Below are 16,772 nucleotides of genomic sequence, written 5' to 3'. Positions count from 1 at the left end.
AGGGAGCGACGATGGCCAAGGCAACCGACACCAGGACCGCCTCCACCACCAAGGCGCCTGCGAAGCGGACCCGCAGCGCGGCCGAGACCGAGAAGATCCGGGTGGCTCTGACCGGGCGCCGGGACGAGCTCCAGCAGGAGTACGACGAGTCGCTCACCGAGATCACCGAGCTGCAGCGTGACCGCCTGGCCGACTCGGCCGGCGACGACCAGGCCGACACCGGCACCAAGACCTTCGAGCGCGAGCAGGAGATCACTCTCGCCAACAATCTGCTGGAGCGGATCACACAGGTGGAACGCGCCATCGACCGCCTCGGCGAGGGCAACTACGGTTACTGCGAGCGGTGCGGTAACGCCATCCCGGTCGAGCGGCTGGCGGCGTTCCCCTCCGCGACTCTCTGTGTGTCCTGCAAGCAGCTGGAGGAACGACGCTGAACGCCGATGAGGCAGCGGGCACGACCGCGGTGAGCGAGACGGAGCCGGGCGCCAGGCCCGGCTTCTCCGCGCGCGCCGTGTCGGTGCTCGGCGCCACCGCTCTGGTCGCCGTCGCGCTCGACCAGTGGGTCAAATGGCTCTGCACCGAGCACCTCACCGAGGGACAGCCGGTCAAGATCCTCGGTGGCCTGATCTATCTGTCGCTCCTGCGCAACAGCGGGGCGGCCTTCAGTTTCGGCAGCGCACACACGTGGCTCTTCCCGGTCATCACGCTGGTGGTGATCGGCTGGATCGGGTGGATGGCGACCCGGCTGCGCTCGGTCCCGTGGGCGGTCTCGCTCGGGCTCGTGCTCGGCGGCGCCTTCGGCAACCTGGGCGACCGCCTGTTCCGCGCGCCCGGCCCGTTCCAGGGGCACGTGGTCGACATGATCAGCCTGTTCGAGCCGTACGGGGAGCACTTCGCGGTGTTCAACGTGGCCGACAGCTGCCTGACCGTCGGGGTGGCGCTGGCCGTGCTGCTCGAGCTGACCGGCCGGCAGCGGGACGGCCTGCGAGCCCCGAAAAACACAGCGGTGAAGAAGGCGAAGTGAGCTCTCAGCGTTCCCTGCCCGTCCCCGACGGGCTCGACGGCATGCGCCTCGACCAGGCGGTCTCCCGGCTCTTCGGGCTCTCCCGGACCGCCGCGGCGAGCCTGGTCGAAGCCGGCGACGCCCTGGTCGACGGCTATCCCCGCCCCAAGTCCGACAAGGTCACCGCGGGCTCCTGGCTCGAGGTCACCCTGCCCGCGCCGGCCGCGCCGCCGTCCGTGGTGGCCGAGCCGGTGCACGGCCTCGCCGTCATCTACAGCGACGACGACATCGTGGTGGTCGACAAGCCGGTCGGCGTGGCCGCCCATCCGAGCCCCGGCTGGACCGGCCCGACCGTCCTCGGTGGCCTGGCCGCCATGGGGCAGAACGTCGCCACCAGCGGTGCGGCCGAGCGCCAGGGCATCGTGCACCGGCTCGACGTCGGCACGACCGGCCTCATGGTGGTCGCCAAGAGCGAGCTCGCCTACAGCGTGCTCAAGCGGGCGTTCAAGGAGCGCGAGGTCGACAAGCGCTACCACGCGGTCGTGCAGGGCCACCTCGACCCGCTGCGCGGCACCATCGACGCCCCGATCGACCGGCACCCGACCGCCGACTACCGCTACGCGGTCATGACGGGGGGCAAGCCGAGCGTCACCCACTACGACACCCTCGAGGCGTTCCGCTCGGCGAGCCTGGTCGATGTCAAGCTGGAGACCGGGCGCACCCACCAGATCCGGGTGCACTTCTCGGCGCTGCGGCACCCGTGTGTCGGTGACCTCACGTACGGTGCGGATCCGACCCTCGCGGCGCGCCTGCACCTCAACCGGCAGTGGCTGCACGCCCGAGAATTGGGGTTCCTCCATCCCCGAACGCACGATGAGGTTCGCTTCGTCAGCGATTACCCTGACGATTTGAAGTACGCGTTGGACGTGCTTCAGGACGCGAGCTGATGTCGGGGGAAACAGGCCAGTGGGTCCCGCGGAGCGCATGCGGGCACTGACGATTCGCGGCCCCGCGGGGCTGCGCGTCTCTATCGCCGTGGCCGCGGTGGCGGTGGTCGCGCTGTCACTGGGCGTGGTCTGGACGGCTCACCGCAACGACGGCGTGCCCACCCCGGGCGACTCCGGCGACCTCGTCGAGGTGGGCGTCGTCCAGGGCCAGTCGATCCCGACCTACCTGGCCGCCTCGCGGCACGAGCTGGCCGCCATGACCGACCCGTCGGCTCCGCCGGCCGGAGACACCTGGGCCCTGGCCAGCCTCGACAGCTACGTGCCGCCGGGCCGGCTGCCCGGGCTGCTGGACGGGGCCGGGGTGGCCCAGGTCTACGCCCGGGTGCCGCTGCCCGGCGTGCAGACCCAGGTCGTCCGCATTCCGGTCTACCGGCTTCCGCAGGACGTCACCGCCGGAATGGCCGCGGCAGCCGAGCAACGCGACCAGGAGCAGGCCGAATACCTGCGGCTGAGCGGCAAGCTGGCCGGCGACGGGCCGACCTCGGAACGGGCCCGTCATGCGTACGAGGCGGCCGCCGAGGCGGCGGCGGCGGAGGCCACCGCGTACCGGTCGGGGTGTGCCTGTGCCTTCGCGGCCGTGATCCGCGCCGCCCCGGCCGTGCTGCAGCAGATCGCGGACCGGCCCGGAGTCAGGGTCGTCGATCCCGCCCCCGAGGTGCACAGCCTCGACAGCACCGAGTTCCGCGCCCCGCTGCCCGAGCAGACGGGCACGGTGCCCGACGAACCGAGCCAGACCCCGACGCCTGTGCCAACCGGCACCCCGGGCATTGCCTCACCGGCCGCCACGCCGTTAGTGTCGTCGCTCGGGCTCCCGGTGAAACCTGTGAAATCAGACTCACCGCGGGGCTCGGTCCCAGTTGCGCCCGACCCGTCCGCCACGGCACCGGAGGAGCGTAGTGCCGTAGTCTCAGCACCCGGCGCGAGCGCTGCTCAGGCTGTCCCCGGCACGACGCCGGTAGCATCTTGAGCCCGATCCGGACGTTAGATCTCTCGTCCGGTCGGCCACCGAACCCAGCGCGTGATCCAACGGGTCTGGTCGCTCGGCAGTGGCCCGCATAGAGTTCTGATCCGTAGCCTGTCCGGGGCGAGCAACTCCGCTGAAGGATCACCGAGAGTAACGCGCAGGGAGGACGAGCCGTGGATGGGACCGAGACCGGCTGGGGCCGGCCTGCGGAACCAGCCCCGCGCTGGCGGGCGCTGCTCGACCGTGCCCGGCACGGGTCCCGCGCCGCCTCCGGCGACGAGCAGGCCGAAGCCGACGACCAGGCGTCTCCCGCCGACCCGCAGTCCCAGCAATATGGACAGCCGTTGCCGACCCGGCGGCCCTACAATCCGTTGTCCGAGCGCCCGGCCTACGACGGCCGGCCGTTCGACCAGGCGCCCCCGCAGCAACCGCCGCCGGCCCGGCCGGCCGAGCCGGCGCAACGGCCGTTACCGCAGCGTCCGGTCAATCCGCTCGACCCGCGGTGGCAGGCGCGTTCACAGCCGCCGCCCGCTCCGCCCTCGGCGCCGCAGCCGCCTCCGGTGCAGCCCCTCGCGCCGGTTCAGGCCCCTCCGTCCCGTGCCGCTTCGGCCCATGCTCCGTCGGCCCATGCTCCGTCGGCCCAGCCGGCCGCCAACGGCCGCCGGGCCGACCCCAACAGCTTCTTCAGCCCGTCCCGGGGCCGCGCCGACTACCCGCAGGGCCGGGCCGCCGCGCCGGTCGCGCCGCCGCCTCAGCAGTTCGCCCCGCAGCCGGTCGCGCCGGTCGCGCCGGTCCGCCAGGCGCCGCCGCCTCCCCAGCCTCTCGGGCCCCAGCCTCTTGCAGCCCAGCCTGTCGCGCCTCAGCCTCTTGCGGCCCAGCCGGTCTCGCCGGGCAGCACCGGAGCGCGCATCGAGTGGCGGCAGAGCCGCCCCGCCGACGAGCTCGAGCGGGCCGTCTCGATCCTGAGACGCAAGCTCGGCACGCCGCGGGTGCTGGCGTTCGCCAACCCCAAGGGCGGCGTACACAAGACCACCGCGACCGTCCTCGCCGCCGCGACCATCGGCAGTGTGCGCGGGCGCGGCGTCCTCGCCTGGGACGACAACGAGTTGCGGGGCACGCTCGGGCTGCGGGCCGGCAGCGCCCGGCACGCCCGCACCATCCGCCACCTGCTGGCCGACCTGATCGAGATCGAGTCGCTGCACGGCGAGGCCCTGCTGGGCGAGCTCGACGGCTATCTGCGGCATGCCTCCGACGGGTCCTACGATGTGCTCGCGGGCGAGGAGAACCCCCGGTTCGCCCAGCGCCTCGACCAGGCCACCGTGCGCCGGGTCCTCGACCTGCTGCGCCGCACCCACGACGTGATCTGCGTCGACACCGGCAACAACGTCGAGAGCGTCAACTGGCAGACCGTGATGCGCCAGGCCGACCAGCTGGTGATCACCACGGTGCCGCGGGAGGACGCCGCGTTCACCGCCGATTGGATGCTCGACGTGCTCGACGAGAGCGGCATGGGCGACCTGGTCAGCAACGCGGTGACGCTGATCTCGTGCCCGTCGCCGGGACCGCTGCCGATGCTCGACGACTTCGCCAAGCACTTCGCCACCCGCACCCGCGCGGTCGCGATCGTGCCCTACGACCCGTCGCTCGAGGTGGGCTCCTCCATCGAGTACGCCGACCTCCAGCAGGAGACGCGCACGGCGTGGCTCAAGGCCGCCGCTGTGATGATCGAGCCATTCGCCGAATAGGGCGAGTTGGCACTCGTCCTTGTCGGCGGGTCGGACTAAAGTCCCCTGGGTCGTCACAACTTAAGGGGGTCCCGGGGTGTCTGACTCGTTCGTGCATCTCCACGTGCACACCGAGTACTCGATGCTCGACGGGGCGGCCCGGGTCAAGGAGTTGCTCTCCGAGGCCAAACGGCTGGGCATGCCCGCCGCCGCGATCACCGACCACGGCAACATGCACGGGGCGTACGACTTCTACACCCAGGCCAAGGCCGCCGAAGTGGTCCCGGTGATCGGCGTCGAGGCGTACGTCGCTCCCGAGTCCCGCCTCGACAAGGCCCGCATCAAGTGGGGCCGGCCGGAGCAGAAGAGCGACGACGTCTCCGGCAACGGCGCCTACACCCACATGACCATGTGGGCGCGCAACGCGGTCGGCCTGAAGAACCTGTTCCGGCTCAACTCGCGGGCGTCGATGGAGGGCCAGCTCGGTAAGTACCCGCGGATGGACTTCGACATCATCGCGGAGCACGCCGAGGGCATCATGGGCACCACCGGCTGCCCGTCCGGCACGGTGCAGACGCGGCTGCGGCTCGGCCAGTTCGACGAGGCCCTGAAGTCCGCCGCGAAATACCAGGAGGCCCTGGGGAAGGACAACTACTTCCTCGAGATCATGGACCACGGTCTGTCGATCGAGAAGCGGGTCCGTGACGGCCTCCTCGAGATCGGGCAGAAGCTCGGCATCCCGCCGCTGGTCACCAACGACTCGCACTACACCTACGAGGCCCAGTCGGCGGCCCACGACGTGCTGCTGTGCGTGCAGACCGGCAGCAACGTCGCCGACCCCAACCGCTTCCGCTTCGACGGCAACGGTTACTTCGTGAAGTCGGCCGACCAGATGCGTGCGGTCGACTCCTCCGAGGCCTGGCAGGAAGGCTGCCGCACCACGCTGCTGGTGGCGGAGAAGGTCGACACCGAGGGCATGTTCACGTTCAAGAACCTGATGCCCCGGTTCCCGATCCCCGACGGCTACACCGAAGAGGAATACTTCCGGCACGTGGCCTACGAGGGCCTGCACGCCCGGTTCCCCGACGGCATCCCCGAGACCCACGTCAAGCAGGCCGAATACGAGCTCGGCGTGATCATCCAGATGGGCTTCCCGGCCTACTTCCTGGTGGTCGCCGACTTCATCCAGTGGTCGAAGCGCAACGGCATCGCGGTGGGTCCCGGCCGCGGCTCCGCCGCCGGCTCGCTGGTGGCGTACGCGATGGGCATCACGGACCTCGACCCCCTGCCGCACGGTCTGATCTTCGAGCGGTTCCTCAACCCCGAGCGCATCTCGATGCCCGACGTCGACATCGACTTCGACGAGCGCCGGCGGGGTGAGGTCATCAAGTACGTGACCGACCGCTGGGGCGAGGACAAGGTCGCGCAGATCGCCACGTTCGGCACGATCAAGGCCAAGGCCGCGATCAAGGACTCGGCGCGGGTGCTCGGCTTCCCGTTCGCGGTCGGCGACCGCATCACCAAGGCGATGCCGCCGGACGTCATGGGCAAGGGCATCACGCTGGGCGGCATCTTCAACAAGGACGACAAGCGGTACAACGAGGCCGGCGAGATCCGCACGATGTACGAGCAGGACCCCGACGTCAAGAAGGTGATCGACACCGCGCGGGGCATCGAGGGCCTGATCCGGCAGACCGGCGTCCACGCCGCCGGCGTGATCATGTCCGCCGAGCCGATCATCGATCACATCCCGCTCATGCGGCGGGCCTCCGACGGCGTCATCATCACACAGTTCGACTACCCGACGTGCGAGACGCTCGGCCTGCTCAAGATGGACTTCCTGGGCCTGCGCAACCTGACGATCCTCGACGACGCGGTCAAGAACATCAAGCTCAACCATTCGCTCGACCTCGACCTGCTCACTCTGCCGCTCGACGACGCCGACTCGTACGAGTTGCTGGCCCGCGGCGACACGCTCGGCGTGTTCCAGCTCGACGGCGGCCCGATGCGGTCGCTGCTGCGGCTGATGAAGCCCGACAACTTCGAGGACATCTCCGCCGTCCTGGCGCTCTACCGGCCGGGCCCGATGGGCGTCGAGTCGCACACCAACTACGCGCTGCGGAAAAACAAGCTGCAGGAGATCTCCGAGATTCATCCGGGTCTCAAGGGAGCTCTGCAGGAGATCCTGGAACCCACCTACGGCCTGATCGTCTATCAGGAGCAGGTGCAGCGCGCCGCGCAGATTCTCGCCGGTTACAGCCTCGGCCAGGCCGACCTGCTCCGCCGAGCGATGGGCAAGAAGAAGAAGGAGATCCTCGACAAGGAGTTCGTACCGTTCCGCGACGGCTGCCGCGCGAACGGCTACTCGGACGAGGCGATCCAGGCGGTGTGGGACGTGCTGGTCCCGTTCGCGGGGTACGCGTTCAACAAGGCCCACTCCGCGGCGTACGGGCTGGTCTCCTACTGGACCGCCTACCTCAAGGCGCACTACCCGGCCGAATACATGGGCGGTCTGCTCACCAGCGTCGGCGACGACAAGGACAAGATGGCGATGTACCTGGCCGAGTGCCGGCGCATGGGCATCCAGGTCCTCCCGCCCGACGTCAACGAGTCCGCCGGCCCCTTCACCCCGGTCGGCAAGGACATCCGTTTCGGCCTTGCCGCGGTCCGCAACGTCGGCCACAACGTGGTCGAGGCGATCGCCCGCTGTCGCCAAGAAAAAGGCAACTACCAGGACTTCTACGACTTCCTGTCCAAGGTCGACGCGGTCGCCTGCAACAAGAAGACCATTGAATCCCTGATCAAGGCCGGCGCCTTCGACTCGATGGGCCACAGCCGCAAGGGCCTGCTCGCCGTACACGCCGAGGCCATCGACGCGTACGCCGACGTCAAGCGCAACGAGGCCGCCGGCCAGTTCGACCTGTTCGGCGCGTTCGGCGACACCGAGGGCGGCTCGGCCGCGACCGTGGCCATGCCGACCATCGGCGACGACGAGTGGGACAAGCGCGACAAACTCGCCTTCGAACGCGAGATGCTCGGCCTGTACGTCTCCGACCACCCCCTGGCCGGCCTCGAACAACTGCTGCAGGCCTCGGCCGACACGACGATCGCGGCGCTCAACGAGGAGGGCTCGGTCCCCGACGGCCAGATCGTCACGCTGGCCGGCATCCTGACCGGAGTGCAGAGGCGCATCACGAAGCAGGGCCGCGCGTGGGCGTCGGCGACGCTGGAAGACCTGGCGGGCGGCGTCGAGGCGCTGTTCTTCCCCAACACCTACGAGGTCATCGGCCAGTTCATCGCCGAGGACGCCATCGTGGTGGTCAAGGGCCGGGTCGACCGCCGGGACGACACGCCGCGGATCATGGCGATGGACATGTCGCTCCCCGACATCAGCCACAACCCGGACAGCAAGCCGGTCACCCTCACCATGCCGATCACCCGCTGCACGCCCCCGCTGGTCTCGGAACTCAAGGAGATCCTGTCCAGCCACCCGGGCGACGCCGAGGTGCACGTCCATTTGCAGAACGGCTCCCGGACCACGGTCATGCGCCTGGGACCTGCGGTGAGGGTCGCTCCGACTCCTGCCCTGCGGGCCGACCTCAAGATGATTCTCGGCCCGAGCGCCGTAGGCTGATCCGGCTTCTGGGGGCAGAGGCCCCAAGGGTCTTCAGGCGTCGGAGAAGTCAGTGTTAGGACCCTGCCCTGGCTTGGCACCCGGCTCGTCAAGATCGGGATCATTGGACCACCCGGCCAACAGCGTCAACACGATCGCCGCCGCAAAAGCGGGCACCAACCGCGGCCCCACCGAGTGGACCTGGGGCGGCGCCAGATAGGTAGCCCCCTGGACCGCCGTCTGCTCCCAATGGTGATAGCTGCCGCGGCCGATCAGCCCGCCGATCCAGGGACCCATCAGATAGCCCGCCCCGAAGGTGCCCAGAACCACGCCGAGCAGCAGGAACGGCCCCCGGTCCTTACGCATGACCAGCCACGCGACGACCGCCACGACAAGACCGAAACCCAAGCCCAGCATCGCGTACCACCCGTCGGCGGCAATGTACTGCTCGGGGGACGGGTCGTTGACGACGATGCCGCCGGCTCCCGCGTCGAGGACCGGCACGCTCGGGGCCAGCCAGTGCCAGAGCAGGCCGAGCGGGCCACCCAGGGCGAAGATCACCAGGCCGGTCACGACGGCGACCACGACGGTGCGGCGCCACGGGCGGCGGCTCGGGCGGGGCTGCTCCCAGCCTTCGGCGTACGCCTCGGGGGGCAGCGCGTGCGGGTCGTCGAGGCCGGTGGGGTGGGCCAGGCCGTAGCCGTCCGGGTCGGCGCCGGGGGCCCACGGGCTGGGGCTGCTGCCGGTCCCGGGAACGGCCGTGGGATCGGCCGTGGGATCGGGACCATGCGGCAGGGCCGGCTCCTGACTCGGATTCACCCCCCGATCCTGCCAGGTCGGGATGCCGATCGTCCGCCGTGGCCGCTCAACAGCGGCTGGGAATTGTCTGACCGCTAGTTGGGGCTCGCCGGGCGGGCCAGGTCGGAGAGGGGCACGGGGACGGCGCGGACGCGGGCGAGCAGCCCGGCCTCGCGGTTGAGCAGTTTGAGCTCGGCCCGGAGGCGGCCGGCCGTGTCGGGTGCGGCCAGCAGGGACTGGCGTTCCTCGGTGGTCAGCTGGGCGGTGGCGGCGATCAGGTGGGAGAGGACGGTGGGGTCGGCCGGGACCGCGTCGAGGACCTCGGTGTCCGGGCGGAGGAGGTCGAGGTAGGTGCGGAACGCGGCCAGGGCGCGCGGGGCCAGGCGCTCGGCGACGGGGTCGGTGGCCTCGTCGGGCAGCCATTCGACGTCGGCGGTCAGGTAGGGCTCGTCGCCCTGGCTGACGTCGCGGATGGAGAACCGGCGGCGGCCGACCGTCATGATGTCGAAGCGGCCGTCGGGAAGCTCGGTGACCTGGCGCAGCTCGGCGGTGCAGCCGACCGGGTAGAGATCGTCGGCGCCGACCGGGGCGGGGGGTGCCGCGGGCAGGTCGTCGTCCGCGTCGGGGGTGGGGGCCTCGGCGCCGCGGCGGAGCGTGACCACGCCGAATTCGTGGGGGCCATCGACGGGGCTCGACACGAGCTCGCGGACGAGCGCACGGTAGCGCTCCTCGAAGATGTGCAGGGGGAGCACCAGGCCGGGGAACAGCACCGTACCCAGCGGGAACACCGGCAGCCGCGCACTCACGGGTCCAGCCTATCGGGCGGCTGACCTTGGTCAACCCGTGGTGACCGGGGCCGTACACGTGATCACCGTCCCACGCCCTGGGCGTCGCGGTGCCGGGACGGAAATCGCGCGACGTCGAAGCCTAGAATTGCCGGGTGCTGAATCGGACTGACCTGCGCGGCTCCCGTCGGAGCGAGTCTCCCCAGGACCTGCGCGGCCTGCTGCCCCGTGCCCAGCTCGACGTCTCACAGGCCGTCGAGCGGATCCGCCCGGTCGTCGAGGCGGTCCATCAGCATGGCTTCAGCGCGATCGCCGAGGCGACCGAGCGGTTCGACGGGGTCAAGCTGGAACGGCTGCGGGTGAGCGCCGAGGCGATCGCCCGCGCGGCCGACACGCTCGAAGACGACGTGAAGCAGGCGCTGCTCGAGGTGATCAAGCGGGCCCGCAAGGTGCACGCCGACCAGCGGCGCACCGACGTGACGACCCAGGTGGTCGACGGCGGCACGGTGACCGAGCGCTGGGTGCCGGTCGCCCGGGTGGGGCTCTACGTGCCCGGCGGCCTGGCCGTCTATCCGTCCACCGTGGTCATGAACGTGGTGCCCGCCCAGGAGGCCGGCGTCGAGGGCCTGGTCGTGGCCAGCCCGCCGCAGGCCGAGAACGGCGGCCTGCCCGACCAGCGGGTGCTCGCGGCGTGCGCGCTGCTCGGCGTCGACGAGGTCTACGCGGTCGGCGGTGCCCAGGCGATCGCGATGCTGGGTTACGGCTCCGACGGCGCGGACGAGGGTGACCGCTGTGAGCCGGTCGACGTCATCACCGGGCCGGGCAACATCTGGGTGACCGCGGCCAAGCGGCTGCTGCAGGGCACGGTCGGCATCGACGCCGAGGCCGGGCCGACCGAGATCGCCGTGCTGGCCGACGAGACGGCCGACCCGCGGCACGTCGCGGCCGACCTGATCAGCCAGGCCGAGCACGACCCGCTGGCCGCGAGCGTGCTGGTCACCGACTCCGAGGCGCTGCTCGAACAGGTCGAGGCCGAGCTCGCGAGGCAGGTCGCGGCCACCAAGCACGAACAGCGGGTGCGGACCGCACTGACCGGCGCGCAGTCCGGTGCGGTGCTGGTCGACGACCTGGAGCAGGGGCTCCGGGTGGTCGACGCGTACGCGGCCGAGCACCTCGAGATCCAGACGCGCGACGCGCGGCAGTGGGCCATGCGCGTACGCAACGCGGGCGCGATCTTCGTCGGGGCCTGGTCGCCGGTGTCGCTCGGCGACTACGCGGCCGGCTCCAACCACGTGCTGCCGACCGCCGGGTGCGCGCGGCACTCGTCCGGCCTGTCGGTGCAGTCGTTCCTGCGCGGCATCCACGTCGTCGAGTACGACGAGGCGGCGCTCGAGGACGTCGCCCGGCACGTGGTCGCGCTGGCCAACGCGGAGGACCTGCCGGCGCACGGCGATGCGGTCAAGGTTCGTCTTCAGTCCGATTCAGGGCGGCGGGCGGGGCGGTCGGATGGGGGGTTCGCCCGGTGACGACGATCGACGATCTCCCGATCCGCGACGACCTGCGCGGGCAGTCGCCATACGGCGCGCCTCAGCTGGACGTCCCGGTGCGGTTGAACACCAACGAGAATTCGTACTCGCTGCCCGACGACGTGGCCGACGCGATCGTCAAGGCGGTCGCGGCCGAGGTGAAGGACCTCAACCGCTATCCGGACCGCGACGCGGTGGCGCTGCGCGCCGACCTGGCCGACTACCTCGGTCACGGACTGACCTCGGCTCATCTGTGGGCGGCCAACGGGTCCAACGAGGTGCAGCAGCAGCTGCTGCAGACCTTCGGCGGTCCGCAGCGCTCGGCGATCGGCTTCGGCCCGTCCTACTCGATGCACCCGCTGCTCGCCCAGGGCACCGGCACCCGGTGGATCGGCGCGCTGCGCGACGCCGACTTCGGGTTGAGCCCGGCGGCCGCGACCGAGCAGATCGAGAAGCACGATCCCGACCTGGTCTTCCTCTGCTCGCCCAACAACCCGACCGGCACCGCGCTCGACCCGGAGGTGATCACCGCGGTCCTCGGGACGGCCCGCGGCATGGTGATCGTCGACGAGGCGTACGCGGAGTTCGCCCGGGCGGGCACGCGGAGCGCGCTGGCCCTGCTGCCGGATCACCCCCGGCTGGTGGTGACCCGCACGATGAGCAAGGCGTTCGGGTTCGCGGGCGGCCGGCTGGGCTATTTCGCCGCGCACCCGGCCGTGGTCGACGCCGTCCAGCTCGTGCGGTTGCCGTACCACTTGAGCAGCCTGACCCAGGCGGCCGCACGCGCCGCGATCGCGCAACGCGCCGCTCTGCTCGCGACCGTCGAGGCGATCAAGGAGCAGCGTGACCGCATCGTCGGCACGCTGCGTGAGCGTGGCTACCGGGTCGCCGACAGCGACGCCAACTTCGTGCTGTTCGAGGTCGGCGGCGATCAGAGGGTGGTCTGGCAGCAGCTGCTGGACGCGGGCGTGCTGGTCCGCGATGTCGGCCTGCCGGGCTGGCTGCGGGTCACGGCGGGCACCGCGGAAGAGACGGACGCGTTCCTGGAGGGTTTGCGATGAGCCGGACCGCGCGGATCGAGCGCGTCACCAAGGAGACCAAGGTGCTCGTCGAGATCGACCTCGACGGCACCGGGCAGGGCGACCTCAGTACGGGGGTCGGCTTCTACGACCACATGCTCAACCAGCTGGCCAAGCACGGCGGGTTCGACCTGACGGTGCGCACCGAGGGTGACCTCGAGATCGACGCGCACCACACGATGGAGGACACGGCCATCGCGCTCGGTGAGGCCTTCGCGCGGGCACTCGGCGACAAGGCCGGCATCCGGCGGTACGGGTCGGCCACGATCCCGATGGACGAGGTGCTCTGCCGGGCGGCCGTCGATCTGTCCGGCCGGCCCTACGTCGTGCACGACGAGCCGGAGCTGGCGCCCTACATCGGGCCGGTCTACCCGACCAGCATGACCCGGCACATCTTCGAGTCGTTCGGCTTCGCGGCCCGGCTCACGCTGCACGTCAGCGTGCTGCGGGCGGCCCGCGACGGGTCCGGACCGGACGCTCACCACGTGGTCGAGGCGCAGTTCAAGGCGTTCTCGCGGGCGCTGCGCGAGGCGGTCGAGATCGACCCGCGCAACGCCGGTCAGCTGCCGTCGACGAAGGGCGTCCTGTGATCGCGGTCCTGCTCTTCATCGTCGCCGGCTTCCTGGTCGGCGGGGTCATCCAGTTGGCCAAGTCGGGTGCCACGAAGTTCTCGGTCGGCCTGGTCGGTGTGCTCGCCGCGCTGGCCACTGCCGGTGGGGTGGCCTGGCTGCTATGACGACGGTCGTGGTGCTCGACTACGGGTCGGGCAATTTGCGCAGTGCCGAGCGGGCGGTGGCCCGGACGGGCGTCGAGGTCGCGGTCACCGACGACCTTGCGGTCGCTGCCGCGGCGGACGGCCTGGTGGTTCCGGGCGTCGGCGCGTACGCGGCGTGCATGGCCGGCGTCGAACAACTCGGTGCCGGTCCGATGATCGCCGAGCGGGTGGCGGCCGGTCGCCCGGTCCTAGGCATCTGCGTCGGCATGCAGATCCTGTTCGAGACCGGGGTCGAGCACGGCGTCGAGACGAAAGGGCTCGGGCTGCTGCCCGGCGCCGTGACCCGGCTGACCGCCGAGCGCATCCCGCACATGGGGTGGAACACGGTCGCGCCGGCCGAGGGTTCGGTGCTGCTCGAGGGGTTGCCCGACGAAGCCCGGTTCTACTTCGTCCACTCGTACGGTGCCTCTGATCTTCATGCCCTGCACCGCGCCGGCGCCAAGGTGACCACCGCGACCCACGACGAGCCGTTCGCGGCCGTGGTCGAGATGGGTGCGCTGAGCGCGGCCCAGTTCCATCCGGAGAAGAGTGCCGACACCGGGTTCGCGCTGCTGCGCAACTGGGTCGCCGGGCTCTGACCGGCCGTGTCCAAGGAGCGGGCGCGGCGGCGCGCCGAGCGGCTCGCCGTGCTGGAGAGGGAGAAGGCCGTCCGCGCCCGGAAGGTCGCGCGGCGGCAGCGGCGGCGGGCCGTGGTGCGCCGCCTCACGCCTGGCCGCCTGCCCAGCTCGGGCCGGCTGCATCGACGGAGCCGTGCACAACGGATCGGCATCGTCGTGGTGCCACTGGTCGCCGCGATCGCGGTGTGGGTGCTCGTGCCCGACCTGGCGCTGCGCGTTGTCCTGACCGCCATGATCGTTATTGCCGTGCCGGCGCTGGTGGTGCTGGTGCTTGGCAAGCGTCCCTAGAAAGGTTTCTTGTGACTCTTTCCCTGCTTCCGGCCGTCGACGTCGCCGACGGGCAAGCCGTACGCCTCGTGCAGGGTGCGGCCGGCTCCGAGACGTCCTACGGCGACCCGCTCGAGGCGGCGCTGGCCTGGCAGAACGACGGCGCCGAGTGGGTGCACCTGGTCGACCTGGACGCGGCGTTCGGCCGGGGTTCCAACGCCGCGCTGCTCGCCGACGTGGTCGGCCGGCTCGACGTCAGGGTCGAGCTGTCGGGCGGCATCCGCGACGACGCGTCGCTGACCGCGGCCCTGGCCACCGGCGCGGCCCGGGTCAACATCGGGACCGCCGCGCTGGAGGACCCTTCGTGGTGCGACCGGGTGGTGGGCGAGTACGGCGAGCGCGTGGCGATCGGGCTGGACGTGCGCGGGCGGACCCTGTCGGCGCGGGGCTGGACCCGCGACGGCGGCGACCTGTTCGACGTGCTGGCCCGGCTCGACAAGGCGGGCGCGTCCCGCTACGTCGTCACCGACATCACCAAGGACGGGATGATGCGCGGGCCCAATCTGGAGTTGCTGCGGGAGGTGTGCGCGGCGACCGACCGGCCGATCATCGCCAGTGGTGGGGTGTCCACGCTGGACGACCTGCGGGCGCTGGCGACCCTGGAGCACATGGGAGTCGAGGGTGTGATCGCGGGAAAATCGTTGTATGCCGGTGCGTTCACGGTGCGGGAGGCGCTGGAGGCGCTGGCCGCGGCGGCGGGCTGAGTTTCCAGCTGTGGCGCAGGGCCTCCTCGGCGGCCTTGATCGCGGGGCGTGCGGCGGCCGTCTCCCGCCACGCGATCACCACCCGGCGGCTGGGTTCCGGGTCGACCTTCACCACCCGCACACCGGCGGGCAGCGGCGGCCGGGCCAGGCGCGGGATCATGGCGATGCCCAGGCCGGCCGCGATCAGCGTCAGCTGGGTCTCGAACTCGCCGACGTGGAAGTCGGGCTGGACGCCGGGCAGCACCCGGATCAGCCACTCGTGGCAGATGTCGCCGGCGTTGGTCGAGATCCAGCGTTCGTCCCGCAGACCGGCCAGCGTGGTCCGCTTCCTGATCGCGTGGTCGGCCGGCACGATCAGGTCGGCGACGTCGAGCCCCAGGGTGGTGCGGGCGATGCCGGGCGGGTAGTGCAGGGCGGCCTCCGGCCAGTCGTCGAGCACGGCCAGGTCGACGTGGCCGCGGTGCAGCATGTCGAGGCCCACGTGCGGGTTGACCTCGACCAGGCCGGTCGCCAGCTGCGGATGCTCGGCCTCCAGCCGCTGGAGGGCGCCCGGCAGCAGCGCCCGGCAGGCGGTCGGGAACGACGCCACGGTCAGTCGCCCGGTCACCGTGTCCCGGTGGGCGGCCAGCGCCGCCTCGGCCTCGTCCACGGTGGCGAGCACCCGCTCGGCGTGCGCGGCCAGCACCCGGCCCGCCTCGGTCAGCCGGATCCGGCGGCCGTCCTTCTCGATCAGTGTGGTGCCGGTCTCGCGTTCGAGCTTGGCGAGTTGCTGCGACACCGCCGACGGCGTGCAGTGGAGTGCGTCGCTCGCCGCGAGGACCGTACGGTAGCTCGCGACCGCGTGCAACGCGCGCAGCCGTCCCAGATCGATCATTCAGCGATGCTACATCTTGGGTGAAGCAAATTTCGCTGGTGCTTAACGGTTGCCGGCGGCGACGCTGAGGGCATGCGACCCCGTGACCTTGCCCTGGCCGTCGCCGTGACGGCCGCCTGGGGTGTCAACTTCGTGATGATCGATACCGGCCTCGCCCTCTTCCCGCCGCTGATGTTCAACGCGCTGCGGTTCACGCTCGCCGCCTTCCCGGCCGTGTTCCTCGTCGGCCGCCCGCAGGTGCCGTGGCGGTGGGTGATCGCGGTCGGGCTGGCGCTCGGGGTCACGAAGTTCTCGTTGCTGTTCGCCGGCATGGCGGCCGGGATGCCGGCCGGGCTGAGCTCGCTGGTGCTCCAGAGCCAGGCCGTGTTCACCGTGCTGTACGCCGTACTGCTGCTGCGCGAGCGACCGCGAGCGCAACAGGTCGCCGGGTTGGCCGTGGCCTTCGCCGGAATCGTCGTCGTCGGCAGCCGGATGGGCTCGGACCTGGGCGCCTTCCTGCTGATCATCGGCGCGGCGGCCGCCTGGGGCCTGTCCAACATCGCCACCCGCAAGGCGTCCCCGCCCGACACGCTGCGCTTCATGGTGTGGGTGAGCGCGGTCGCGTCCGGCCCGCTGATCCTGCTGACGCTGGTGATCGAGGGGCCGTCCCGGGACGCGGCGGCGTTGGCGCATCTGTCGCTCAAGCCGGTGCTGGCGCTGGCCTACGTGGTGGTGGTCGCGACGCTGGCCGGCTTCGGCGGGTGGGGCTGTCTGATCCGCCGGTACGGCGCGGCCACCGTCGCCCCGTTCTCGATGCTGGTGCCGATCTTCGGCATCGCCGCGGGTGCGCTGATGCTGGGCGAGCGGGTGCATCCGGTGGACGTGGCCGGCGGCGTCCTCGTGATCGGCGGGGTGCTGCTCGGGCTGGTCCGCTACGCGCCCGTGGCCCGCAATCGCCCCCTTCCTTCCCGGCCCGATCGTGCGGTGGGCCGCTGAC

At 71.2% G+C, this 16,772-nt stretch carries 17 protein-coding genes; 14 read left to right on the top strand and 3 right to left on the bottom strand.

Features of this window, described 5'->3' with window-relative positions; translation table 11 throughout:
• Positions 1 to 11: 11 nt before the first annotated feature.
• The 6 genes from ACIA5C_RS05520 (at position 12) to dnaE (ending at position 8,332) form a co-directional block, all read left to right on the top strand.
• On the top strand, positions 12 to 434 hold the full coding sequence (locus ACIA5C_RS05520; RefSeq protein WP_396051533.1) for a TraR/DksA family transcriptional regulator: 423 nt from the start codon (positions 12 to 14) through the stop codon (positions 432 to 434).
• Positions 407 to 1,024 (top strand): signal peptidase II, encoded by a 618-nt coding sequence (gene lspA, locus ACIA5C_RS05515; RefSeq protein WP_396052036.1) that lies wholly within the window; start codon positions 407 to 409, stop codon positions 1,022 to 1,024. Before ACIA5C_RS05520 ends, lspA begins: the two co-directional genes overlap by 28 nt.
• 41 nt (positions 1,025 to 1,065) lie before the next feature.
• The gene (locus ACIA5C_RS05510) at positions 1,066 to 1,950 is read left to right on the top strand and encodes an RluA family pseudouridine synthase (protein ID WP_396052035.1); all 885 of its coding nucleotides are present in this window, start codon (positions 1,066 to 1,068) and stop codon (positions 1,948 to 1,950) included.
• A 37-nt stretch (positions 1,951 to 1,987) separates the two neighbouring features.
• Positions 1,988 to 2,977, top strand: a complete 990-nt coding sequence (locus ACIA5C_RS05505) for a hypothetical protein (RefSeq protein ID WP_396051531.1) — start codon at positions 1,988 to 1,990, stop codon at positions 2,975 to 2,977.
• 170 nt (positions 2,978 to 3,147) lie between these two features.
• Positions 3,148 to 4,719 carry a MinD/ParA family protein gene (locus tag ACIA5C_RS05500; RefSeq protein WP_396051530.1) on the top strand — a complete coding sequence of 524 codons (1,572 nt, stop codon included), beginning with the start codon at positions 3,148 to 3,150 and terminating at the stop codon, positions 4,717 to 4,719.
• A gap of 76 nt (positions 4,720 to 4,795) precedes the next feature.
• Entirely contained in the window at positions 4,796 to 8,332 is a 3,537-nt protein-coding gene (gene dnaE, locus ACIA5C_RS05495; RefSeq protein WP_396051528.1) for a DNA polymerase III subunit alpha, read from the top strand.
• A gap of 33 nt (positions 8,333 to 8,365) precedes the next feature.
• Here dnaE and ACIA5C_RS05490 read toward each other — a convergent pair whose 3' ends face one another.
• Together ACIA5C_RS05490 and ACIA5C_RS05485 are read right to left on the bottom strand one after the other, a co-directional pair.
• Positions 8,366 to 9,130: a hypothetical protein gene (locus ACIA5C_RS05490; protein ID WP_396051526.1), complete on the bottom strand. Its 765-nt coding sequence runs from the start codon at positions 9,128 to 9,130 to the stop codon at positions 8,366 to 8,368.
• Between the two features lie 74 nt (positions 9,131 to 9,204).
• Entirely contained in the window at positions 9,205 to 9,915 is a 711-nt protein-coding gene (locus ACIA5C_RS05485; RefSeq protein ID WP_396051525.1) for an LON peptidase substrate-binding domain-containing protein, read from the bottom strand.
• A gap of 134 nt (positions 9,916 to 10,049) precedes the next feature.
• On the opposite strand from ACIA5C_RS05485, the gene hisD reads away from it, so the two are divergent.
• Genes hisD through priA form a run of 7 tightly spaced genes read left to right on the top strand, consistent with a single transcriptional unit; the run spans position 10,050 to position 14,922 of the window.
• Entirely contained in the window at positions 10,050 to 11,420 is a 1,371-nt protein-coding gene (hisD, locus tag ACIA5C_RS05480; RefSeq protein ID WP_396051523.1) for a histidinol dehydrogenase, read from the top strand.
• Positions 11,417 to 12,481 carry a histidinol-phosphate transaminase gene (locus ACIA5C_RS05475; protein WP_396051521.1) on the top strand — a complete coding sequence of 355 codons (1,065 nt, stop codon included), beginning with the start codon at positions 11,417 to 11,419 and terminating at the stop codon, positions 12,479 to 12,481. Before hisD ends, ACIA5C_RS05475 begins: the two co-directional genes overlap by 4 nt.
• Positions 12,478 to 13,089: an imidazoleglycerol-phosphate dehydratase HisB gene (gene hisB, locus ACIA5C_RS05470; protein WP_396051519.1), complete on the top strand. Its 612-nt coding sequence runs from the start codon at positions 12,478 to 12,480 to the stop codon at positions 13,087 to 13,089. The genes ACIA5C_RS05475 and hisB overlap by 4 nt, the downstream gene beginning before the upstream one ends.
• Positions 13,086 to 13,235 carry a hypothetical protein gene (locus ACIA5C_RS05465; protein WP_396051516.1) on the top strand — a complete coding sequence of 50 codons (150 nt, stop codon included), beginning with the start codon at positions 13,086 to 13,088 and terminating at the stop codon, positions 13,233 to 13,235. The genes hisB and ACIA5C_RS05465 overlap by 4 nt, the downstream gene beginning before the upstream one ends.
• A complete protein-coding gene (hisH, locus tag ACIA5C_RS05460) occupies positions 13,232 to 13,852 on the top strand; it encodes an imidazole glycerol phosphate synthase subunit HisH (RefSeq protein ID WP_396051514.1) in 621 nt (206 codons plus the stop codon). The genes ACIA5C_RS05465 and hisH overlap by 4 nt, the downstream gene beginning before the upstream one ends.
• A gap of 6 nt (positions 13,853 to 13,858) precedes the next feature.
• Positions 13,859 to 14,179, top strand: a complete 321-nt coding sequence (locus ACIA5C_RS05455) for a hypothetical protein (RefSeq protein ID WP_396051512.1) — start codon at positions 13,859 to 13,861, stop codon at positions 14,177 to 14,179.
• 11 nt (positions 14,180 to 14,190) lie between these two features.
• Positions 14,191 to 14,922 (top strand): bifunctional 1-(5-phosphoribosyl)-5-((5-phosphoribosylamino)methylideneamino)imidazole-4-carboxamide isomerase/phosphoribosylanthranilate isomerase PriA, encoded by a 732-nt coding sequence (priA, locus tag ACIA5C_RS05450; protein ID WP_396051509.1) that lies wholly within the window; start codon positions 14,191 to 14,193, stop codon positions 14,920 to 14,922.
• Here the strand turns inward: priA and ACIA5C_RS05445 are convergent.
• Positions 14,876 to 15,796 carry a LysR substrate-binding domain-containing protein gene (locus ACIA5C_RS05445; protein WP_396051507.1) on the bottom strand — a complete coding sequence of 307 codons (921 nt, stop codon included), beginning with the start codon at positions 15,794 to 15,796 and terminating at the stop codon, positions 14,876 to 14,878. The genes priA and ACIA5C_RS05445 overlap by 47 nt on opposite strands.
• Positions 15,797 to 15,868: 72 nt before the next feature.
• Between ACIA5C_RS05445 and ACIA5C_RS05440 the strand changes: the two genes are divergently transcribed.
• On the top strand, positions 15,869 to 16,771 hold the full coding sequence (locus ACIA5C_RS05440) for an EamA family transporter (protein ID WP_396051505.1): 903 nt from the start codon (positions 15,869 to 15,871) through the stop codon (positions 16,769 to 16,771).
• Position 16,772: the final 1 nt, after the last annotated feature.

The sequence above is a fragment of the Actinoplanes sp. NPDC051343 genome (assembly GCF_044455125.1).
Classification (GTDB): Bacteria; Actinomycetota; Actinomycetes; order Mycobacteriales; family Micromonosporaceae; genus Actinoplanes.
The sequence above is the reverse complement of the archived record's forward strand: the minus strand, read 5'-3'. Positions and strand labels throughout refer to the sequence as shown.